Source organism: Streptomyces sp. NPDC044003 (assembly GCF_056435185.1).
Map to the genome: position 1 here is coordinate 747,304 of NZ_JBWKFA010000002.1, position 20,643 is coordinate 767,946.

A 20,643-nucleotide genomic window follows, 5' to 3' on the forward strand; every position below is an offset into this window, starting at 1 on the left:
CTGTAACTTGTTCTAGATTAGCGCGAGCGGTTACGCTCCCGCGAAACGCACGCTCGAAGGGGGTCGCGCATGACCGCTGAGGCCATAGAGGCAAGCCCCCGACAGGGCGTCACCGCTGCCGGTGACCGTCCGTTGCGGATCGCTCTCCTCACGTACAAGGGGAACCCGTTCTGCGGGGGCCAGGGCGTCTACGTCCGGCACCTCTCCCGCGAGCTCGCCCGCCTCGGCCACAGCGTCGAGGTCATCGGCTCCCAGCCGTACCCCGTCCTGGACGAGGGCGAGGACCTCGCGGGACTCAAGCTCACCGAGATCGCCAGCCTCGACCTCTACCGCTCGCCGGACCCCTTCCGGACCCCGAAGCGCGAGGAGTACCGGGACTGGATCGACGCCCTCGAAGTCGCCACCATGTGGACCGGCGGCTTCCCCGAGCCGCTCACCTTCTCCCTGCGGGCCCGGCGCATGCTCGCCGCCCGCCGCGGCGACTTCGACGTCGTCCACGACAACCAGACCCTCGGGTACGGACTCCTCGGCGGCCCGCGCGCGATCGGCGCGCCGCTCGTGACGACGATCCACCACCCGATCACCGTCGACCGGCAGCTCGAACTCGACGCCGCCGCCGACTGGAAGCGCCGCGCCTCCGTCCGCCGCTGGTACGCCTTCACCGGCATGCAGAAGAAGGTCGCCCGCCGGCTGCCGTCCGTCCTCACCGTCTCCGGCACCTCACGCCAGGAGATCGTCGAGCACCTCGGCGTCCGCGAGGACCGCATCAAGGTCGTCCACATCGGCGCCGACACCGACCTCTGGTCCCCGGACCCGTCCGTCGCCGAGATCCCCGGCCGGATCGTCACCACCTCCAGCGCGGACGTCCCCCTCAAGGGCCTGGTCCACCTGATCGAGGCGCTCGCCAAGCTCCGTACGGAGAACCCCGACGCGCACCTCGTCGTCGTCGGCAAGCGCGCCGAGGACGGGCCGGTCGCCGCCGCGATCGAGCGGTACGGGCTCGACGGGGCCGTCGAGTTCGTCAAGGGCATCAGCGACGCGGAGCTCGTCGACCTCTACCGGTCCGCCCAGGTCGCCTGCGTGCCCTCGCTGTACGAGGGGTTCTCGCTGCCGGCGGCGGAGGGCATGGCGACCGGGACGCCGCTGGTCGCCACGACGGGCGGGGCGATCCCGGAGGTCGCCGGGGCCGATGGTGAGACCTGCCTCGCCGTGCCGCCGGGCGACGCGGGAGCACTTTCCGCCGCGCTGGGCCGGGTGCTGGGCGATGCGGAGCTGCGGGCGCGGCTCGGCCGGGCCGGCCGTGAGCGGGTCCTGGCCAACTTCACCTGGGCGCGTGCGGCGCAGGGGACGGCCGAGCTGTACCGCGAGGCCGTGGCCCGGCAAGGGGCCGGAGCCCGCCGGTGATGCTCAGCCTTGCGCGCCGGGTGCAGCCCGGTGGGTGGGTTGTGCCCACCCTCGCCCCGGCGGAACGCCTGCCCACAACCCTCCTCCCCGAAAGGCAGACCCCGTGCTGACCGTCGACTTCACCCGCTTCCCGCTCGCCCCCGGCGATCGTGTGCTCGACCTGGGCTGCGGTGCGGGCCGGCACGCCTTCGAGTGCTACCGGCGCGGCGCCCAGGTCGTGGCCCTCGACCAGAACGGCGAGGAGATCCGCGAGGTCGCCAAGTGGTTCGCGGCCATGAAGGAGGCCGGTGAGGCCCCCGCCGGCGCCACCGCCACCGCGATGGAGGGCGACGCGCTCAACCTGCCGTTCCCCGACGAGTCCTTCGACGTCGTCATCATCTCCGAGGTCATGGAGCACATCCCCGACGACAAGGGCGTGCTCGCCGAGATGGTCCGCGTCCTCAAGCCGGGCGGCCGGATCGCGATCACCGTGCCCCGGTACGGCCCCGAGAAGGTCTGCTGGGCGCTCTCCGACGCGTACCACGAGGTCGAGGGCGGCCACATCCGCATCTACAAGGCCGACGAGCTGCTCGCCAAGATCCGGCAGGCCGGCCTCAAGCCGTACGGCACCCACCACGCGCACGCGCTGCACTCGCCGTACTGGTGGCTGAAGTGCGCCTTCGGTGTCGACAACGACAAGGCGCTGCCGGTCCGCGCGTACCACAAGCTCCTGGTCTGGGACATCATGAAGAAGCCCGCCCTGACCCGGGTCGCCGAGCAGCTGCTCAACCCGGTCGTCGGCAAGAGCTTCGTCGCCTACGCCACCAAGCCCCACCTCCCCAAGGCCGACGCGCAGTGACCCTTCCCGAGCGGATCGCCGAGCACCTCGTCCTGCCCGGGGTGCTCACCGCCGAGCAGGCCGCCGAGACCGTCGCCGGGATCCTCGCGGTGCAGCGCGAGGACGGCGCCATACCCTGGTTCCGCGGCCACCACCTGGACCCCTGGGACCACACCGAGGCCGCCATGGCCCTGGACGCGGCCGGCGAGCACGAGGCCGCGGCCCGCGCCTACGAGTGGCTCGCCCGCCACCAGAACGGCGACGGCTCCTGGTACGCGGCGTACCACGACGGCGACCCGGAGCAGGTCACCGACTCCAGCCGTGAGTCCAACTTCGTCGCGTACATCGCGGTCGGCGTCTGGCACCACTACCTCTCCACCGGCGACGACGCCTTCCTCGACCGGATGTGGCCCGTCGTCTACGCCGCCGTCGAGTTCGTCCTCGGGCTCCAGCGGCCCGGCGGCCAGATCGGCTGGAAGCGCGAGCCCGACGGGACGCCGGTGAACGACGCGCTCCTGACGGGCAGTTCGTCGATCCACCAGGCGCTGCGCTGCGCCCTCGCGATCGCCGAGGTCCGTGAGGAGGCGCAGCCCGACTGGGAGCTGGCCGCGGGGGCCCTCGGCCATGCGATCCGCCGGCACCCCGAGCGCTTCCTCGACAAGTCCCGCTACTCCATGGACTGGTACTACCCGGTCCTCGGCGGCGCGGTCACCGGGGCCGACGCGAAGACCCGGATCGACGCCGACTGGGAGCGGTTCGTCGTCCCCGGCCTCGGCGTGCGCTGCGTCGTCCCCAACCCGTGGGTCACCGGCGGCGAGAGCTGCGAGCTCGCCCTCGCGCTCTGGGCGATGGGGGAGTCCGACCGGGCTCTCACGATCCTCCAGGACATCCAGCACCTGCGCGCCGGGAACGGCATGTACTGGACGGGGTACGTCTTCGAGGGCGCCACGGAGAGCGACAAGGCCGTGTGGCCCGAGGAGCAGACCGCCTGGACGGCGGGCTCGCTCCTCCTCGCGGTCGCGGCCCTCGGCGGCGAGGAGGCGACCGTCGCCGTCTTCGGCGGCGACCGCCTCCCCACGGGCCTCGAACCGGACTGCTGCGGCGCCTGAGCGGCCCCGATCGGCGTCGCCCCGGTGGCGGGCGCCGCGGGGCCGGGTGAGGCTGGCGGGACCGTCGTCAGGGAGGTCCCGTCGTGCCCAGAGGTGTCTCACGTGGAGTCGTGGCGCTGCTGCTGTCCTGCACCCTGCTCCTGACCACCGCCGCGTGCAACGACGACACGAAGAACACCGGCAGTGCCGCGACCCCGTCGGCCTCCGCGAGCTTCGAGCAGCAGAAGCTGGCGAAGACGCGGTTCGTGGCCAACGCCGGTCTGGCCGCGGGTGCCACGTACCAGTGGATCGTGAAGCCGTACCGCGCCGGCACGTTCAAGAAGGGCGCGGACGGCCGGACCTTCGCCCTGGTGAAGGCAGGGCTCGCGGGCGCGTTCACGTACAACAGGCTCAAGGCGGCGCTGAACAACGCCAAGGGCGACCCGCTGCTCTCGAAGGCCGTCGCGCCGCTCACCGCGGGCATCGAGTCGCTCAAGGGCCTGGGGACGAAGCTCCGCAAGGGCGAGGTGGGCGCCGCGGACGTCGGCGCCTTCGAGAACATCATCAACAGCGTGAAGGACGCCGGTAAGAGTGCCGGTGCGGAGGTCGTGGACCAGGTCCCCAGCGCTTCGCAGCTGAGTGGTGGGTAGGTCTCAGGAGTTGAGCTCCGCGAGGAGGCGGAGGGTGGCCGGGTCCGGTGCCGTGACCAGCAGGTCCGTCACGGGGCCCTGCCGCCATCGCTCCAGCCGCTCGGCGATCCGCTCCCTGGGTCCGACCAGGGAGATCTCGTCCGCGAAGGCGTCCGGTACGGCCAGTACCGCCTCCTCGCGCCGCCCCGCCGCGAACAGTTCCTGGATGCGGCGGGCCTCCTTCTCGTACCCCATGCGCCCCATCAGGTCGGCGTGGAAGTTCCGGGCCGCGTGCCCCATGCCGCCGATGTAGAAGCCGAGCATCGCCTTGACCGGCAGCAGCCCCGCCGTCACGTCCTCGCAGAGCTGCGCCCGGACCATCGGTGCGACGAGGAAGCGCTCGGGGAGCGTGTCCGGGAGGGCGTACACCTCGGCCCAGCGGTCGGGCGTCCAGTAGAGGGGCAGCCAGCCGTCGGCGATGGCGAGGGTCTGCGCGATGTTCTTGGGTCCCTCGGCGCCGAGCAGCACGGGGACGTCGGCGCGCAGCGGGTGCGTGATCGGCTTGAGGGCCTTGCCGAGGCCGGTGCCGTCCGGGCCGTTGTACGGGTGGGAGTGGTGGCGTCCGTCGAGCCGTACGGGGGCCTCGCGGCGCAGCACCTGACGGACCACGTCCACGTACTCGCGGGTCGCGGTCAGCGGGGAGCGGGGGAAGGGGCGCCCGTACCAGCCCTCGACGACCTGCGGCCCGGACAGGCCGAGCCCGAGCAGCACGCGCCCGCCGGAGAGGTGGTCGAGCGTGAGTGCGTGCATCGCGGTGGTGGTGGGCGCGCGGGCGGCCATCTGTGCGACGGCGGTGCCGAGCCTGATGCGGCTGGTGTGCGCGGCGATCCAGGTCAGCGCGGTGAAGGCGTCGGAGCCCCAGGCCTCGGCGGTCCACACGGAGTCGTAGCCGAGCCGTTCGGCCTCGCGGGCGAGGTCGAGGTGGGCGGGGGAGGGGCCGCGGCCCCAGTAGCCGAGGGCGAGTCCGAGTCGCATGCCCCACATCCTTTCTGACGCTCCGTCAGGTGTGTTGCGGGGACTGTACGGCAACGGCCCCCCGCCCGGAAGAGATCCGGGCGGGGGGCCGAGCGGGGGTGATCAGCCGCGCTGGATGCCCGTCGTGTCCTGGAGGACACCGCGGCGGCCGTCCTGCGTCTGGGCCACCAGGCCGGGACCGCGCTGCTCGACCGCCAGGTACCAGGTACCCGGGGCCAGCTCGGCGATCGGCGCCTGCGAGCCGTCCTCCGCGTACAGCGGACGCGCGACCGGGACCGCGAACCAGAACGGCGCGAAGTCCGAGGCCGGCTGCGGGGCCGGAGCGGCCGCCTGCGGCTCGGGCTGGTGCACGGCCTGCGGCTGCGGGGCGGCGGCCTGCGCGCCGAACGGCTGGCCCTGGGACGGGTCCTGCGGGCCGCCGTACGGCGACTGCTGCGCACCCGGGTAGCCGTAGCCACCGGGGACACCCGGCTGACCCGGCTGACCCGGCTGGCCGGGCTGCATGCCGTACGGCTGCGGGGTCTGCGGCTTGGGCGCGCCGACGAGCGGCGCCTTCAGGGCCGGAACCAGCGGACCGGCGACGGCGGCACCGGCCAGGACCAGGGCGGCGATGAGGCCGAGGATCAGGCCCGCACCGGCGCTCTCCGCCTCGAAGATCCACATGAGCAGGGTCCAGGCGGACGCGATGGTGAACGCGGCACCGACCTGACCGAGCTCCAGGCCGGCCACCTTGCGCTGCTGCGGCAGGGCGCGGGAGGCGACGACGAGGGCGGCGCCCGCGATGCCGACGAAGAAGGAGCCCCAGCCGAGGTACGAGAGCTCCCACGAGTTCGGGCTGTCGAACTTGTCACAGATTTCGGCGCCGGCGTCGCAGCCGGCGATGCCGAGGAACGAGGCGATGAACAGCACCACCGCTGCGCCGATCAGCACGCCATCGCCTCGGGTGAGGGAGCGGATATTCACGTAAGAGTCCTTCGTCGGTCGTCGGTCGTCGCGTCGAGTGGCGCTCAGGTCATGGCGCTCGGGTTCGTGGCACGGGGGGCGGGGCCCCCATCGTACGGAGCGAATCTATCGCCCGCGGGTTCTACCCCTTGAGGTAGGTGGCGATGCCGTCCGCAAGTCCCTGTGCCGCCTTCTGCCGCCACGTCGGCGACGTGAGCAGCTGGGCGTCCTTCGGGTCACGCATATTGCCGCATTCGACGAAGACCTTGGGAACGGTCGAGAGGTTGAGGCCGCCGAGGTCGTCCCGTACGTCCAACCCCGTACCGGAACCGATGTAGTTGGCGGGCGAGGTTCCGGTGGCGCGGGCGAAGGTGTCCACGATCCGCTCACCGAGGGTGCGGGAGGGGGCGACGATCTTCGCTGTGTCGGCGGAGCCCGCCCGCACCTTCGCGGGCAGGATCACATGGAAGCCGCGGTGGCCGACGGCCGAGCCGTCCGCGTGGACGGAGACGACGGCGTCGGCGTGGGCGGCGTTGCCGATCCTGGCCCGCTCGTCGATGCACGGGCCCCAGGGGCGGTCGCCGTCGTGGGTGAGGACCACCTTGGCGCCGCGCGCGGTGAGGAGGTCCCGCAGTCGGTGCGAGACGTCGAAGGTGAACGAGGCCTCCGTGTAACCGGCGTTGGTGGAGGTGCCGGTGGTGTCGCACTCCTTGCGGTTCGTCCCGATGTTGACCTTCTGGTTGATTTCGGACGAATGCTGGAAATTGCCGGAGTTGTGGCCGGGGTCGATGACGATGGTCCTCCCGGCGAGCGAGCCGCTTCCCGGGGCTGCGGGCGGCGCGTGGGGGGTCCGGGGCGAGGAGGGGGAGGCGGGGGCGGAGGCGAACGGCGGCCGGGACTGCGTCCCGCTCTCGCCCTGGGTGGCCTGGGACTGCCCCGCCTTCTCGTTCGGCGACGAGGCCTGTGAGGTCGCGCACCCGGCGAGCACGGCGCAGCAGCCCGTGGCGGCGAGGGCGAGGGCGAGGGTACGGCGGGCGGTGTTCCGGTGGTCGTACGGCACCCCGCGACTTTAGGCCCTGCGCGGGGCGAAACGCCGTAGGGGTACGTCGCAGGTCGGTCACCGGCTTCATGGATCGGTGGACGCGTGTGAGCGAACCGTGAAGGGTAGGGGGGAAGGGCGACGGTGGGGTGTCACCGCGCATGGACCCACGAGGGGGAACCGTGGTGGGGGAAGAACCGAACGACGCACGTCCCGAGCCGACCGACAGACCACCGGGCGAGGACGGCTTAGACCAGAAGCGCGGAACGGCGGCGGACCCGGCCGCGCACCCGGACCCGGCACCGACCGGACCGCCGCCCGGAGGCCCTGCGGGAGCGCCCGAGCCGCCGTGGGCACCGCCGACGCCACCGGCCGGGGCTGCCGGCTTCGGCCCGGCGTCCGACGCGGGGGCTGGGGCCACGGCCGCACCCGCCCCGGCTGCCTCCGGTGCTCCGGCGACTCCGGCAGCGCCGGGCGCGGGAGCGCCGACGCTAGGCTTCGGGTCGCCGCCAGGCGCTGGACCCGAGGCCGCCGCCCCATCCGGCCCGGCTGCCCCTGGCGCTCCGGCCACGCCCGCCGCCGGTGCGCCCACGCTTGCCTTCGGCCCGCCGCCCGGCGCAGGTCCTGAGGCCACTCCGCCCTCGGCCGCCGCCACCCCGTCCGGTGCCGGTCCCGGTGCCGGTGCGTCCACGCCCGGCTTCGGGCCGCCGCCCGGCGCAGGTTCCGGCGGTACTCCGCCCGCGGGCACGGCCGCCTCGTCCGGCGCCGGTCCTCTGCCCGGTCCCGGTGCTGCGTCCGGGCCCGCGACCGCGCCCGGGTGGGCGGGGGGCGGGACCCTGCCGCCGCCGCCCGGCGCCCCGCCCGGCTTCGGGCCGCCGCCCGGGCACGGCCCCCAGCCCCCCGGCAACGCGAACCCGGCGCAGGCCGCGATGGTCGGGCTGCTCAACCTCTCCTGCCTCGGGCTCGGCTACGTCCTGCTGCGGAACTGGGTCGGCGCCGCGGTCTGCTGGCTCGCCACCGCCGCCCTGCTCGTCGTCGCGCTCCCCGCCGACGTCGACGGCGTGCCCTTCGGCCTCCTCGTCGGCTACGGCGTCTTCCTGCTCGCCGTCGCCGCCGACGGCGCTCGGCGCGGACTGCGCGCCACCCTCCGCATCGGCGCCTCCTTCCGGCGCCTCGCGCTCCCGCTCGCCCTCGTGCTGCTCGCCGTCCCCGCGGGCGGTTCGCTCGCGTACGGCGCCGCCCGCGACGAGGCCAAGGAGCAGGCGCTCCTCGAACGGCTCGCCGCGGCGGACGCGCTGGTGAAGTCCGCCGACGGCCTCGCCTTCGACAAGGCCGAGCCGACCTACCGCAAGGCGCTCGACACCTACCAGGACCTCGGCACGAAGTACGTCGGCTCGCGGGCCGGGAAGCTCGTCCCCGACCGCCTCGACGCGTACTACAAGACGGTCTCCGCCCCGTACGACAAGAAGCAGTACTGCGCGGCCGTCCCGCCGCTCAAGCACCTGCGCGAGCTCCCCGCCACCGTCGACAAGGAACTGCTCGGCTCCCGGCCCGCCAAGACAGACGAGCCGCTCGCCGAGTCGCTCTACCAGTGCGGCACGGCGGCGCTCGGCGTGCAGACGGCGAACCCGTCGGCCGACGAGAGCCTCAACGAGCTCCTCGACACCTTCCCGAAGTCCACCCAGGCGACCCGCGTCGAACCGGCCGTCCGGGCAGCCGTCAAGACCCGCACCACCGCCCTCCGCGGTGCCGAGCCCTGCGACGCCACCGCCGAGCTGCGCGCGCTGCGCTCCTCCCTCGACAACATGCCGGACCCGTCCCTCGAAGCCGCGTCGAAGGATGTGGCGGACGCGGTCCAGGAGGGCGACTTCGCCTGCGGCACCGACCAGTTCAAGGACAAGGAGTTCAGCACCGCGGCCACGACCATGACCGACTATGCCAAGGCCTACCCGAACAGCCCGCAGGCCGCCCACGCCCGCTCGATCGCCATCGCCGCCGAGATCGCCGAGGAGGAGCCCGCCGCCGGCAGGCGCCTGCCCCCGGCCGACGTCCCCGGCGGCGCCCGCATGGTCATGGTGGTCAGCAACGACGGCCCCGGCGAGGTCGAGCTGCTCTACACGGGCCCGATGACCGGCAAGGTCACCCTCAAGGCGTGCGGGACCTGCAAGAAGTACCAGACCCCGCTGCTCGTGAACTCCCCGAAGATCAAGGCCTGCTCGGGGCCGTCCTCGAAGTATCCGAAGGCGACCCTGCTCCTGCCGGCCGGCGACTACCACTTCCTCCAGAAGCGCGCGGCCACCGGCACCTCCACGGCGGGGGACACCAAGTCGAGCAAGACGAAGATCGAACCGGGCTACAGCTACACCAACTGCCTGTACGTGACCTCGCTCTTCTGAGCCGTCACGTGCGTCAGCGGCGGCGGAGCACCCGCAGCGAGTCGGTGACCGAGACCTCCTCGAAGTCGCCCGACTCCAGCGCGCGGAGATAGATCCGGTACGGCGCCTGGCCGCCGTCCTCCGGGTTCGGGAAGACGTCGTGGATGACCAGCAGGCCCCCGGGGGCGACCTTGGGGGCCCAGCCCTCGTAGTCGTTCGTGGCGTGCTCGTCGGTGTGCCCGCCGTCGACGAACACCAGCCCGAGCTGCCCGCCCCAGGTCCTGGCGACCAGCGGCGAACGGCCGACCACCGCGATCACGTGCTCCTCGAGGCCCGCCTTGTGGAGCGTGCGGCGGAACGTCGGCAGCGTGTCCATCAGGCCCACCTCCGGGTCCACCACGCTCGTGTCGTGGTACTCCCAGCCCGGCTGCTGCTCCTCGCTGCCCCGGTGGTGGTCCACGGTCACCGCGACCGTCCCGGCCTGGCGGGCCGCGTCCGCGAGCAGGATCGTCGACCGCCCGCAGTAGGTCCCGACCTCGAGCAGGGGCAGTCCCAGCTTCGCGGCCTCGACGGCCGCCGCGTACAGCGCGAGCCCCTCCCCGACGGGCATGAACCCCTTCGCGGCCTCGAAGGCGGCAAGAATCTCGGGCGAGGGCTCGGACATGGTCACTCCTACTGGCGGGTACGCGTCTACGGGCGCCCATGGTGCCCTATGCGTCGCGCTCGAACCACCACGGTCACGGAGGGGCCGCTCCGGGACGCTCACCAGCGAGTGGCCCGCTCTCTCGGTCCGACCGTGGTGACCCTCATAGGGATGCTGATCCTCGCCGTTGCTCCGGGCCTGACAGCCCGATGGCGGGTCAGGCTCCCGCGAGGACCGCCCGCAGTCTCCGTACGCCCGCCTTCCACTCCTCCCCGTCCGACTCCTCCCAGAGCTCCAGGAGTTCGGACGGCTCGGCGAGGACCCGGTCCAGGGCCTCGACGGCCGCCGGACGCAACTCCGGCGGAAGTACGGGCAGCGGCTTCTTCGGGCCGTACGAGGTGGTGACCGGCTCCCCGCCCGGGCACTGCGCCGCCACCAGCGCCGCCGACGCGATCGCCTCCACCGCCAGGTCCGAGTCCAGGTACTCCTCACCCGTCGCCGTCACCTCGCGGAAGGCCGAGAGCAGCACCCCGGCCCGCTTCTCCTCCGGCGCCTCGTCCACCCGGTACGAGAAGTCGGCGGCGGTGTCGTTGTCGAAGGGGCCGATGTCCCAGGTACCCATGGTGTGCTCGCTCTCTGCTCTTCCTCCGTCTGTGCCGACAGCGTGGCAGCCCCCACTGACAACGCCCTCCGAGGAGCCTGCGCGGCTGACCCTCCCGGCCGTCCGCGCGCCGCGTCGCTCAGGGCCGGCCGGGTCCTTCGAGGTTCTCGATCATGCGCTCCAGGACGCGGACGGCGGTCCCGTACTCCTCCGGTGAGATGCCCTCGACCGACCGGGTGCGGAAGGCGGCCACCCGGGTGCCGACCTCGGTCAGCCGGCGGGTGCCGTCGGGGGTCAGGGCGAGTCGTCCCGGGGCCGGGCGGGACACCCAGCCGCCGGTCACGGTGGTGTCGATCGCGGCGGTCAGGGCGGGGGCGTCGGCGTTGGCCGAGAGGATCGACAGGACCTCGGCGTCGGTCGTTCCGTCGCCGTCCTCGACGACGTTGAGCACCTGCCAGGCGAGGCGGGTGAGGCCGAACTCCCCGAGCGTGCCGTCCATGACACGCGTGAGGGCTTCGTCGGTGCGGTTGAGCAGAAAGCCGATGGGCTTGGGCCTGTGCTCCATCTGGGACTCTCCAAACGGTGAGGAAGGTGTCAGTGGTGGGACGGTTCCGGCGCCAGTATCGACGTCCAGTCCTGCGTGCGGGCCCAGTCGTCGAAACCGTGCCAGCCGACCTCGGGGAACTCGCGGCGCAGCCCGGCGACGTCCACGTCGAGACCGGTCGTCGTGAAGTAGGAGAACATCGCGGCCAGGTCCGTGGACCGGGTGCGCACATAGTCGAGCGGGACCTCCTCGTAGGAGACCGGGCGGCCCATGGCGGCGGCGAGGATGCCGGTCATCTCCGCGGGGGTGCGCTCGTCGGCGGCGATGTCGATGCGCCGGCCCGTGAAGTCCTCGCGGCGCCCGAGGGCGAGCGCGGCGAACGCGCCGATGTCCCGCGAGGAGATGAGCGCGAGCGGGCGGCCGGCCGGCATCGGCCAGGCGAAGGTGCCCTCGCGCAGTCCGTCGGCGGTCCAGCCGCCGGCGTAGTTGTCCATGAACGCGGCGGGGCCGATCACCGTCCAGGGCGTGCCGGAGGCGTAGAGGTGGTGCTCGACCGCCCGCTTGCTCTCGTAGTGCGGGACGCCGGTGTCGCGGTCGGCGTGGGCGACGGAGGTGAGGACGACATGCCCGAGGCGGGCGGTCGCCGCCGCGTCGACGAGGGCCCTGCCCTGCCGGATCTCGACCTCGGCGCCGGCCTCGAAGGCGGTGACGGCGAAGAGGGAGTCGGCGCCCGCGAGGGCGGCGTCGAGTGAGGAGCGGTCGTCGAAGTCCGCGTACCGCACGTCGGCGCCGAGGGTGCGCAGGGCGTCGGCGGCCGGTGAGTCGGGGCGGCGGGTGAGGGCGCGGACCCGGTGGCCCGCGGCGAGCAGGCTGCGGGCGGTGGCTCCGCCCTGGGCTCCGGTGGCTCCGGTGACGGCGACGGTGAGCATGGTTCCCCCTGGGGTAGTGGCTGTGCAGTGCATTCTCTGCGCTACACAGAAGACTCTACTTCATTTTCTCTGCGTCGCGCAGGTTTTCTCGAATCAGGTTTCTGACCTTCCGTCAGAATGGAACGTGTTCTAGTCTGCGGCCCATGGGCATCGCCATCACGCACGAACAGCGGGAGCTCGCCCGATCCGTCCGGGGCTGGCTCACCCGCGCCGTACCCCCCGAGGAAGTCCGCAAGCACCTGGACGTCCCCGACACCGCCACCGGCCGCCCCGCCTACTGGGACGCCGCCGCCGATCAGGGGCTCCTCGGACTGCACCTCCCCGAGGAGCACGGCGGCGGAGGCGGCGACCTCGGGGACCTCGCCGTCGTCGTGGAGGAGGCGGCCCGGGCCCTGCTGCCCGGGCCCTACCTGCCCTCCGTACTCGCCGCCGAACTCCTCCACCGGTGCGGGCGGCACGAAACCGCGGGCACGCTCGCGCGTGGGGAGCGGATCGGGGCCGTCGCCCTCGGCGGCACCGGCACCCTCACCGCCGTCCGCACCGCGAGCGGCTACCTCCTCGACGGCACCGCGCCCCCCGTCCTCGGCGGCGCCCAGGCCGACCTCGTGCTCCTCCGGGCCGCGACCGCCGACGGCTCCGTCTGGCTCGCCGCCGACACCGAGGGCCTCGCCGTCCGGCCCCACGAGAGCGCCGACCCCACCCGGCCCACCGCCGAGATCACCGCCCGCGCCGCCCACGTGCCCGCCGCGCAGGCCCTGGACCTCGACACCCCCCTCGTCCACGACCTCGCCGCCGTCCTCTTCGCCGCCGACGCCTGCGGCACCGCCGCCCGCGCCGTCGAGACCGCCGCCGAACACGCCCGCACCCGCGAACAGTTCGGCCGGCCCATCGGACAGTTCCAGGGCGTCAAACACCTCTGCGCCGACATGCTCGTCCGGCTCGAACAGGCCCGCGCCCTCACCTGGGACGCCGCCCGCGCCGGCCAGGACGGCCAGGAGGGAGTCCGCTCCCTCACCGCCGCGCTCGCCGCCGCCACCGCCCTCGACACCGCCTACACCTGCGCCAAGGACTGCATCCAGATCCTCGGCGGCACCGGCTTCACCTGGGAGCACGACGCCCACCTGCTGCTCCGCCGCGCCCTCGTCGCCCGCCAGCTCCTCGGCACCGGCGATCACCACCGGCTCGCCGCCCTCCGGCACGCCTCCGCCGGCGTCCGGCGCGGCCTCCGCCTCGACCTGCCGCCCGAGGCCGACACGTACCGCCGCGAGGCCCGCGAGGCCGTCGCCCCCGCCGCCGGGCTCGACCCGGCCGCCGCCCGGCGCGCCCTCGCCCCCACCGGCTACGCGGCCCCGCACCTCCCGGAGCCGTACGGGCTCGGCGCCGGCCCTCTCCAGCAGCTCGCCGTCCAGCGCGAGCTCGACGAGGCCGGGATCACCGTCGCCGGACTCGGCATCGCCACCTGGGTGGTGCCGTCCCTGCTCGCCCACGGCACCCCGGAGCAGCAGGCCGAGCACCTCGGCCCGACCCTGCGCGGCGAACGCCTCTGGTGCCAGCTCTTCTCCGAGCCCGGCGCCGGCTCCGACCTCGCCTCCCTCCGCACCCGCGCCGAACGCACCGAGGACGGGCGCTGGCGGATCAACGGGCAGAAGGTGTGGACGAGCGCCGCCCAGTGGGCCCACCACGGCATCCTGCTCGCCCGCACCGACCCCACCGCCCCCAAGCACCAGGGGCTCACCTACTTCCTCGTCGACATGCGGAACACCCCGGGGATCGACATCCGGCCGCTCAAGGAGATCACCGGGGACTCCCTCTTCAACGAGGTCTGGTTCGACGACGCCCTCCTCCCCGCCGACGCCGTCGTCGGCGAGGTGAACGACGGCTGGCGCGTCGCCCGCAACACCCTCGGCAACGAACGCGTCCACATGGCCGACCAGGTCGCCTTCGACACCGGCCTCGAAGCCGTCATCGCCCGGGCGGACCGGGTCGACAGCTCCGTACGCGTACGGATCGGGGCGCTGCTCGCCGAGGCGCACGCGCTCGCGTGCATCGGATTGCGCACCACCCTGCTCCAGGTGTCCGGTCTCGAACCCGGCGCGGGCGCCAGCGTCCGCAAACTCGTCCAGACCCTCCACCAGCAGAGACTCGCCGAACTCACCCTCGAACTCCACGGCCCCGAAGGCGCCGTGCGCGAGGGCCCCGGCGAACGGGCCGTCCACGGCCTGCTCATGTCCCGCTGCCTCACCATCGCGGGCGGCACCACGCAAGTACAGCTCAATGTGGTCGCCGAGCGCCTGCTCGGCCTCCCGAAGGACTGAGGGGGAACCTCCTATGGGCAAGGCGTACGTCGTCGGCGTCGGGATGACGAAGTTCGAGAAGCCGGAGACCCGGGACTGGCAGTACTGGGACATGGCCGAGGAGGCGGGCACCGCCGCCCTCGCCGACGCGGGCGTCCCCTACGCGCGCGTGGAGCAGGCCGCCGTCGGCTACTGCTTCCAGGCCTCCACCGCCGGCCAGCGCGCCGTGTACGAGCTCGGGCTCTCCGGCATCCCCGTCTACAACCTCAACAACAACTGTGCGACCGGCTCCACCGCCCTCATGACCGCCCGGCAGTTCGTCGAGGGCGGCATCGCCGACTGCGTCCTCGCCCTCGGCTTCGAGAAGATGAGCCGGGGCTCGCTCGGCGGGGGGTCGGGCGCCGGAGACTTCAAGACGTCTCCCGTCGCCCGGCACTACGGCATCATGGCCGCCGCCCACGGCTTCGAGATGTCCCCGCCCACCGCCCAGATCTTCGGGAACGCCGCCCGCGAGCACATGGAGCGGTACGGGACGACCGAGGTGCAGCTCGCGGCCGTCGGCGCCAAGAACCACCAGCACTCGGCGAACAACCCGAACGCCCAGTTCCAGGACGTCTACACGGTCGACGAGATCCTCGCCGCGAAGACCGTCCACCGGCCGCTCACCAAACTCCAGTGCTCGCCCACCTCCGACGGCGCGGCCGCCGCCGTCGTCGTCTCCGAACGCTTCGTCGACGAACACGGGCTGCGCGACAGGGCCGTGGAGATCGCCGGCCAGGCGATGACCACCGACACCGAGGAGTCCTTCGCCTCCGGCTCCTGCATCGACGCCGTCGGCCGCCCGATGTCCCGGGCCGCCGCCCGCCTCGCGTACGAACGCTCCGGCCTCGGCATCGAGGACGTCGACGTCGTCGAACTCCACGACTGCTTCTCCATCAACGAGCTGCTCACCTATGAGGCGCTCGGCATGTGCGAGGAGGGCGCCTCCGGCAAACTCGTCGAGTCGGGCGCCACCACGTACGGCGGGCGCTGGGTCGTGAACCCCTCCGGCGGCCTCATCTCCAAGGGCCACCCGCTCGGCGCGACCGGCCTCGCGCAGGCCGCCGAACTGGTCTGGCAGCTCCGGGGCGAGGCGGGACCCCGGCAGGTCGCGGGGGCGCGGGTCGGCCTGGCGCACAACATCGGCCTGGGCGGCGCGGCGGTGGTGACGCTGCTGCGGAAGTCGTAGGACCACCCCGCTCACGTCCTACGACCGAATCCCCATGTACGGGGCGGAGTCGCTCTGCGACCATGACAGCCATGCCGCAGACCGACTCCGCCGCCACAGCCACGTCCGCCGCCGCCACACCCTCCACCCGCGCCTGGACGGTCGTCCTGACCGCCTGCGCGGGGCAGTTCCTCGTCGTCCTCGACGTCTCCGTCGTGAACGTGGCGCTGCCGTCGATGCGGTCCGGCCTCGGGCTCTCGGCGGCCGGCCTGCAGTGGGTGATCAGCGCGTACGCGATCGCCTTCGCCGGGTTCATGCTGCTCGGCGGGCGGGCCGCCGACCTCTACGGGCGCAAGGCGATGTTCCTGCTCGGACTCGGGCTCTTCACCGCCGCCTCGGTCGCGGGCGGCCTCGCCCAGGAGGGCTGGCAGCTTGTCGCGGGCCGCGCGGTCCAGGGCCTCGGCGCGGCCGTCCTCTCGCCGGCCACGCTGACCCTGGTCACCGGCGCCGTCGCGGCCGGACCCGCCAGGACCCGGGCCATCGCCACCTGGACGGCGGTCGGCGCGGCCGGCGGCGCGGCGGGCGGCTTCGTCGGCGGGCTCCTCGTCGACCTGCTGTCCTGGCGGTGGGTCCTCCTCGTCAACGTCCCCGTCGGCGTGCTCGTCCTGGCGGGCGCCGTGCTGTGGCTCCGCGAGAGCCGCACCGGCACCGGCCGCCGCCTCGACCTGCCGGGCGCCGTCCTCGTCACCGCGGGCCTCGCCACCCTCGCGTACGGCATCGTCCAGACCGAGGAGGCCGGCTGGACCGCCCCGGCGACCCTCCTGACGCTCCTCGGCGGCCTGGTGCTCCTCGCCGCCTTCGTGACCGTGGAGGCCCGCACGGCGGCCCCGCTGATGCCGCTGAAGCTGTTCCGTACGCGGGCGGTGTCGGCGGCCAACGTGGGGATCCTGCTGAGCGGTTCGAGCTCCTTCGGCATGTGGTTCTTCATGACGACGTACGCGCAGACCGTCCTCGGTTACAGCCCGCTCCAGGCCGGTCTGGCGCTCGTCCCCAGCTCCCTCAGTGTCATCCTGGGCTCGAAGCTTGCCCCGCGCCTGATGCCGTCCGTCGGCGCCCGCAACCTCGCCGCGACCGGCGCGCTCATCGGGGCCACCGGCTTCGCCTGGCAGTCCACGATGACCGCCGACGGCAGCTTCCTGACGACGATCCTCGGCCCGGGGATCCTGATGATGGCCGGCATCGGCCTGGCCACCACCCCGCTGGCCACCCTCGCCACCTCCAGCGCCGCCCCCGGCGACGCGGGCCTCGTGTCCGGCCTCGTGAACACCTCCCGCACCATGGGCGGCGCCCTCGGCATCGCGATCCTGACCACGCTCGCGACGGCCGTGAGCGAGGCCTCCCCGAGCCCCGCCGCCCTCACCGCCGGCTACGCGGCGGCGTTCCGCGTCTCGACGGCCGTCCTCGTCGGCGCGGCCCTGCTGATGCTCCTGTGGCTCCCGAAGCGCCATGCGAAGCCTCAGAGCCAGCCCTGAGGCTCAGAGCCAGCCCTGCTGACGGGCCGCCCGCACCGCCTCCATGCGGTTGCGGGTGCCCGTCTTCCCGATCGCGGAGGAGAGGTAGTTCCGTACGGTCGACTCCGAGAGGTGCAGGGTCGCGGCGATGTCCGCGATCGTCGCGCCGTCCACCGAGGCCGCCAGGGCGTCCCGCTCACGCCCCGTCAGGGGGTTCGGGCCCGCGCTCAGGGCCGCCGCCGCGAGCGCCGGATCGATGACCGTCTCGCCCCGCAGCACCTGCCGGACCGCCTCGGCCAGATCCTCCACGGGACCGTCCTTCACGAGGAAGCCCGCCGCCCCCGCCTCCATCGCCCGCCGCAGATACCCGGGCCGGCCGAAGGTCGTGAGGATCAGCACCCGGCACTCCGGCACCTCGTCCCGCAGGTCCGCCGCCGCGTCGAGGCCCGAGCGGCCCGGCAGTTCGATGTCGAGCAGGGCCACGTCCGGGCGCGCGACGAGCGCCGCGTCGACGATCTCGTCGCCCCGCCCGACCTGCGCCACGACCTCGATGTCGTGTTCCATCCCGAGCAGCAGGGCCAGCGCCCCGCGCATCATGCCCTGGTCCTCGGCGAGCAGCAGTCTGATCATCCCGTGGGCTCCCCCTGGTGCTGTACGGAGGTCTCCACGGGGAGTTCCGCGGTGACCCGGAACCCGCCCCGCGGAGCGGCTCCCGAGTCAAGAGTGCCGCCTGCCGCGGCGACACGCTCGCGCAAGCCCCGCAGTCCGCTCCCCGGGGTGCCGCTCGCCGGGCCCCGGCCGTTGTCCGTGACGGTGAGGCGGACCCGGTCGGCCGAGCCGGAGAGGTCGATCTCGCAGCGTGAGGCGCCGCTGTGCCGTACCGCGTTCGTCGCCGACTCCCGCACCACCCAGCTCAGCAGGGCCTCCGTCTGGGGCTCCAGGAGCGGGCCCGAGCGGCGCACGACCGGCTCGATGCCGGCGGTGGACAGGGCGTCGCGCGCCCGGTCGAGCTCGGTGGCGAGGCTGCCCTCGCGGTAGCCGGTCACCGCCTCCCGGATCTCGGTGAGCGCCTGACGGCCCACCGACTCGATGTCCGCGACCTGCGCGAGGGCCGCGTCCAGGTCGCGCGGGGCGAGTCGGCGGACGACCTCCGACTTCACGACGATCACCGACAGCGTGTGGCCGAGCAGGTCGTGCAGGTCGCGCGAGAACCGCAGCCGCTCCTTCTCGACGGCCGTACGGGCCAGCTCCTCGCGGGTCTCGCGCAGCTCCCGGACCGTCTCGTCCAGGGCGAGGATCGCCGCCGTCACCATGACGGAGATGAAGGTGCCGTACACGACACCGACGGAGCTCCAGTCGTCCTTCCAGAACGTCACCGCCCCGGTCGCGACGACCAGCGGGAACGCGACCATGGGCAGCAGCCTGCCCCGCCGGACCACCGCGCCGACCGTGAGGCCCAGGAGCGGGAAGAGGAGCAGCCAGTCCCCTCCGTAGCCGATGGTGAGCGCGAAGGTGAGCGCGCCGAGGGCGGCGAGGAGCCACCAGGTCAGCGGGGCCTCGCGGCGGCGCCGGTCGAAGGCGCGGAAGACGATCGCGATGTACAGGGTGTTGAAGGCGAGCAGCCCGAGGCCGCCGATCCACGGGTTCGGCGCATCGCCTCCGAGGAGGTGGGAGAGCGCACCCAGGCCCATCAGGAGCCAGGGGAGCAGACTCAGCCCGCTCGGCCCCCGGTCGTCGCGCTTGCGCGCCGTGGCTCGACACCGCTGCCAGTTCGTCATGTTCACTCCCCGCACCGTCCTCTCCCTACGCCGTCCTCGCCGAACGACGGTACGAGGCCGCCGCGTACCCACCGAACAGTGCCGCCCAGACCACGATGACCGCGAGCGCCGCCATCCCCGGCGCGTGGCCCTCGGTGACCGAGACGCCGAGCTCGGCGAAGCGGTTGGTCGGGGTGTACTCGGAGAGGGAGCGCAGCCAGCCGGGGAAGAGGCTCACCGGGAACCACAGGCCGCCGAGGACCGCGAGGCCCAGGTTGCAGGCGATGTTCACGACGCCGGTCGTCTGCGCGGTGAGGCGGTAGCCGTTGCCGATGCCGAGGAGCGTGAAGGGGAGCGAGCCGAGCCAGAGGGTGAGCGCGACCACGGCCCACTGCCAGGCCGCCAGGTGGACGCCGTTGAACAGGCCGCCGGCGAGGAGGACTCCGAGGATCGACGGGAGCACCACCACCGAGCCGGTGAGGGCGCGGCCGGTGACGACCTGGCGCGGGGACATCGGGGTGATCCGCAGCTGACGCAGCCAGCCGGATCCCTTGTCCTCGGCGACGCCCGTGCCGATCGACAGGGCGGCGCCGAGCGCGCCGTACGCCGCCATGCCGACCATGGAGGCGGCCTTCCACTCCGGTTCGTTCTGGCCGCCGAGGTTGGTGAAGAGGAGGTACATCATCACCGGGACGGCGATGGTGCCGATGGCGAAGCCGGTGTCGCGCAGGGTGCGGCGGACTTCGAGGCGTACGTACTCGGTGATCATCGGGTCGTCTCCAGGGCGGGGGCCTGCGCGGCCGGGGCGTGCGCGGTGAGGGTGAGGAAGGCGTCGTTGAGGGACACGGGGGCGACTTCGAGGCCCCGGATCGCGTCGCGGTCGGCGAGTGCGCGGACGGTCGCGTCGGAGTCGTCGGTGTGGAGCCGGGCACGGTCGCCGCGGATCTCGACGGCGGTCACTCCGGGGAGCAGGGTCAGGCCCTCGCTGGGGGCGCCGGCCAGGTCGAAGGAGACGAGGCTGCCGCCGGCCGCGCGCTTGAGCTGCTCGCTCGTGCCGTCGGCGAGGACGCGGCCGGAGTCGATGACGACGATCCGGTCCGCGCTGGCGTCGGCCTCCTCCAGGTAGTGGGTGGAGAAGAGGATCGTGTTGCCGCGCCGGGCGTAGCCCCGCATCGACTCCCAGAAGACCTCGCGGGCCTCGACGTCGAGGGCGGCGGTGGGCTCGTCGAGGACGATCAGCTCGGGGTTGCCGACGAGGGCGACGGCGAAGCGGACGCGCTGGACCTGGCCGCCGGAGAGCCGGTCGACCCGGCGGCCGGCGAGGTCGGTGAGGTCGGCGAGCGCGAGGGCCTCGGCGACCGGCATGGGATCGGGGTAGGTCCGGGCGACGAAGGTGACGAGCTCGCGGACGGTGACCCGGGGGACGGGGCGGCCGTCCTGGAGCATCGCGCCGACCCGGCCGGCGGCGACGGCCTGGGCCGGGGTGCCGCCGAAGAGCCGCACCCGGCCGCCGTCGGGCTCGTCGAGGCCGAGGAGCAGGCCGATGGTGGTGGACTTGCCGGCGCCGTTGCGGCCGAGCAGGGCGACGGTCTCGCCGCGCCGGATGGTGAGGTCGATGCCGTCCACGGCGCGGACCGGTCCGAAGGACCGGGTGACTCCGGTGAAGGCGACCGCTGTCTCGTTCTTCATGTCTCCGACGCTACGGAGCGGGGCCCGGGGTCCGGCAGGCGTGAATGTACGGACCCGGCCGTGACAAATGTCCCGGGCCCACTCATCTGACGCGCCGTCAGGAGGGGTTCACAACCCCCGGCCCCTCCGCTATACATGG

Annotated in this window: 19 protein-coding genes; 8 read left to right on the plus strand and 11 right to left on the minus strand. The window is 73.4% G+C overall.

The genetic code is table 11. The annotated features are described in order from the left end of the window. Positions 1–69: 69 nt before the first annotated feature. The 4 genes from AC07AW_RS10020 to AC07AW_RS10035 all read left to right on the plus strand — a co-directional run bounded on the left by AC07AW_RS10020 (position 70) and on the right by AC07AW_RS10035 (position 3,959). A complete protein-coding gene (locus AC07AW_RS10020; protein ID WP_478814944.1) occupies positions 70–1,404 on the plus strand; it encodes a glycosyltransferase family 4 protein in 1,335 nt (444 codons plus the stop codon). Positions 1,405–1,507: 103 nt separating this feature from the next. Next, on the plus strand, positions 1,508–2,242 hold the full coding sequence (locus AC07AW_RS10025) for a class I SAM-dependent methyltransferase (protein ID WP_041128992.1): 735 nt from the start codon (positions 1,508–1,510) through the stop codon (positions 2,240–2,242). Then, entirely contained in the window at positions 2,239–3,330 is a 1,092-nt protein-coding gene (locus AC07AW_RS10030; protein ID WP_478814945.1) for a prenyltransferase/squalene oxidase repeat-containing protein, read from the plus strand. The genes AC07AW_RS10025 and AC07AW_RS10030 overlap by 4 nt, the downstream gene beginning before the upstream one ends. A gap of 83 nt (positions 3,331–3,413) precedes the next feature. Further along, complete coding sequence (locus AC07AW_RS10035; RefSeq protein WP_478814946.1) at positions 3,414–3,959, plus strand: hypothetical protein; 546 nt, start codon at positions 3,414–3,416, stop codon at positions 3,957–3,959. A gap of 3 nt (positions 3,960–3,962) precedes the next feature. On the opposite strand, the gene AC07AW_RS10040 is transcribed toward AC07AW_RS10035, so the two are convergent. The 3 genes from AC07AW_RS10040 to AC07AW_RS10050 form a co-directional block, all read right to left on the minus strand. After that, a complete protein-coding gene (locus tag AC07AW_RS10040; protein ID WP_478814947.1) occupies positions 3,963–4,973 on the minus strand; it encodes an LLM class F420-dependent oxidoreductase in 1,011 nt (336 codons plus the stop codon). Between the two features lie 102 nt (positions 4,974–5,075). Continuing rightward, positions 5,076–5,936: a DUF5336 domain-containing protein gene (locus tag AC07AW_RS10045; protein WP_478814948.1), complete on the minus strand. Its 861-nt coding sequence runs from the start codon at positions 5,934–5,936 to the stop codon at positions 5,076–5,078. A gap of 121 nt (positions 5,937–6,057) precedes the next feature. Beyond that, complete coding sequence (locus tag AC07AW_RS10050) at positions 6,058–6,975, minus strand: N-acetylmuramoyl-L-alanine amidase (RefSeq protein WP_478814949.1); 918 nt, start codon at positions 6,973–6,975, stop codon at positions 6,058–6,060. A 908-nt stretch (positions 6,976–7,883) separates the two neighbouring features. Between AC07AW_RS10050 and AC07AW_RS10055 the strand changes: the two genes are divergently transcribed. Then, complete coding sequence (locus tag AC07AW_RS10055; RefSeq protein WP_478814950.1) at positions 7,884–9,350, plus strand: hypothetical protein; 1,467 nt, start codon at positions 7,884–7,886, stop codon at positions 9,348–9,350. A gap of 13 nt (positions 9,351–9,363) precedes the next feature. Here AC07AW_RS10055 and AC07AW_RS10060 read toward each other — a convergent pair whose 3' ends face one another. The 4 genes from AC07AW_RS10060 to AC07AW_RS10075 all read right to left on the minus strand — a co-directional run bounded on the left by AC07AW_RS10060 (position 9,364) and on the right by AC07AW_RS10075 (position 12,046). Continuing rightward, positions 9,364–9,993 (minus strand): class I SAM-dependent methyltransferase, encoded by a 630-nt coding sequence (locus AC07AW_RS10060; protein ID WP_478814951.1) that lies wholly within the window; start codon positions 9,991–9,993, stop codon positions 9,364–9,366. 196 nt (positions 9,994–10,189) lie between these two features. Next, positions 10,190–10,594: a DUF4259 domain-containing protein gene (locus AC07AW_RS10065; protein WP_478814952.1), complete on the minus strand. Its 405-nt coding sequence runs from the start codon at positions 10,592–10,594 to the stop codon at positions 10,190–10,192. 118 nt (positions 10,595–10,712) lie between these two features. Further along, on the minus strand, positions 10,713–11,138 hold the full coding sequence (locus AC07AW_RS10070; RefSeq protein ID WP_478814953.1) for a MarR family winged helix-turn-helix transcriptional regulator: 426 nt from the start codon (positions 11,136–11,138) through the stop codon (positions 10,713–10,715). 29 nt (positions 11,139–11,167) lie between these two features. Next, complete coding sequence (locus AC07AW_RS10075) at positions 11,168–12,046, minus strand: NmrA/HSCARG family protein (RefSeq protein ID WP_478814954.1); 879 nt, start codon at positions 12,044–12,046, stop codon at positions 11,168–11,170. Positions 12,047–12,189: 143 nt separating this feature from the next. On the opposite strand from AC07AW_RS10075, the gene AC07AW_RS10080 reads away from it, so the two are divergent. The 3 genes from AC07AW_RS10080 (at position 12,190) to AC07AW_RS10090 (ending at position 17,079) form a co-directional block, all read left to right on the plus strand. Beyond that, the gene (locus AC07AW_RS10080) at positions 12,190–14,361 is read left to right on the plus strand and encodes an acyl-CoA dehydrogenase (RefSeq protein ID WP_478814955.1); all 2,172 of its coding nucleotides are present in this window, start codon (positions 12,190–12,192) and stop codon (positions 14,359–14,361) included. Between the two features lie 13 nt (positions 14,362–14,374). Next, a complete protein-coding gene (locus AC07AW_RS10085; RefSeq protein ID WP_478814956.1) occupies positions 14,375–15,568 on the plus strand; it encodes a lipid-transfer protein in 1,194 nt (397 codons plus the stop codon). 71 nt (positions 15,569–15,639) lie between these two features. Beyond that, positions 15,640–17,079 carry an MFS transporter gene (locus tag AC07AW_RS10090; protein WP_478814957.1) on the plus strand — a complete coding sequence of 480 codons (1,440 nt, stop codon included), beginning with the start codon at positions 15,640–15,642 and terminating at the stop codon, positions 17,077–17,079. 3 nt (positions 17,080–17,082) lie between these two features. On the opposite strand, the gene AC07AW_RS10095 is transcribed toward AC07AW_RS10090, so the two are convergent. From AC07AW_RS10095 to AC07AW_RS10110, 4 genes are read right to left on the minus strand one after another with little or no spacing between them, the layout of a single operon-like run. Continuing rightward, on the minus strand, positions 17,083–17,688 hold the full coding sequence (locus AC07AW_RS10095) for a response regulator (protein WP_478814958.1): 606 nt from the start codon (positions 17,686–17,688) through the stop codon (positions 17,083–17,085). Continuing rightward, entirely contained in the window at positions 17,685–18,836 is a 1,152-nt protein-coding gene (locus tag AC07AW_RS10100; protein ID WP_478814959.1) for a sensor histidine kinase, read from the minus strand. Before AC07AW_RS10100 ends, AC07AW_RS10095 begins: the two co-directional genes overlap by 4 nt. 25 nt (positions 18,837–18,861) lie before the next feature. Beyond that, positions 18,862–19,584: an ABC transporter permease gene (locus AC07AW_RS10105; protein WP_478814960.1), complete on the minus strand. Its 723-nt coding sequence runs from the start codon at positions 19,582–19,584 to the stop codon at positions 18,862–18,864. Then, positions 19,581–20,504 (minus strand): ABC transporter ATP-binding protein, encoded by a 924-nt coding sequence (locus AC07AW_RS10110; RefSeq protein WP_478814961.1) that lies wholly within the window; start codon positions 20,502–20,504, stop codon positions 19,581–19,583. Before AC07AW_RS10110 ends, AC07AW_RS10105 begins: the two co-directional genes overlap by 4 nt. Positions 20,505–20,643: the final 139 nt, after the last annotated feature.

Coding starts and splice junctions, on each gene's coding strand:
- AC07AW_RS10020 (WP_478814944.1), top strand. CDS start 70: ATGACCGCTGAGGCCATAGAGGCAAGCCCCCGACAGGGCGTCACCGCT.
- AC07AW_RS10040 (WP_478814947.1), bottom strand. CDS start 4,973: ATGCGACTCGGACTCGCCCTCGGCTACTGGGGCCGCGGCCCCTCCCCC.
- AC07AW_RS10055 (WP_478814950.1), top strand. CDS start 7,884: ATGGTCGGGCTGCTCAACCTCTCCTGCCTCGGGCTCGGCTACGTCCTG.
- AC07AW_RS10060 (WP_478814951.1), bottom strand. CDS start 9,993: ATGTCCGAGCCCTCGCCCGAGATTCTTGCCGCCTTCGAGGCCGCGAAG.
- AC07AW_RS10065 (WP_478814952.1), bottom strand. CDS start 10,594: ATGGGTACCTGGGACATCGGCCCCTTCGACAACGACACCGCCGCCGAC.
- AC07AW_RS10070 (WP_478814953.1), bottom strand. CDS start 11,138: ATGGAGCACAGGCCCAAGCCCATCGGCTTTCTGCTCAACCGCACCGAC.
- AC07AW_RS10075 (WP_478814954.1), bottom strand. CDS start 12,046: ATGCTCACCGTCGCCGTCACCGGAGCCACCGGAGCCCAGGGCGGAGCC.
- AC07AW_RS10080 (WP_478814955.1), top strand. CDS start 12,190: ATGGGCATCGCCATCACGCACGAACAGCGGGAGCTCGCCCGATCCGTC.
- AC07AW_RS10085 (WP_478814956.1), top strand. CDS start 14,375: ATGGGCAAGGCGTACGTCGTCGGCGTCGGGATGACGAAGTTCGAGAAG.
- AC07AW_RS10090 (WP_478814957.1), top strand. CDS start 15,640: ATGCCGCAGACCGACTCCGCCGCCACAGCCACGTCCGCCGCCGCCACA.
- AC07AW_RS10095 (WP_478814958.1), bottom strand. CDS start 17,688: ATGATCAGACTGCTGCTCGCCGAGGACCAGGGCATGATGCGCGGGGCG.
- AC07AW_RS10100 (WP_478814959.1), bottom strand. CDS start 18,836: ATGACGAACTGGCAGCGGTGTCGAGCCACGGCGCGCAAGCGCGACGAC.
- AC07AW_RS10105 (WP_478814960.1), bottom strand. CDS start 19,584: ATGATCACCGAGTACGTACGCCTCGAAGTCCGCCGCACCCTGCGCGAC.
- AC07AW_RS10110 (WP_478814961.1), bottom strand. CDS start 20,504: ATGAAGAACGAGACAGCGGTCGCCTTCACCGGAGTCACCCGGTCCTTC.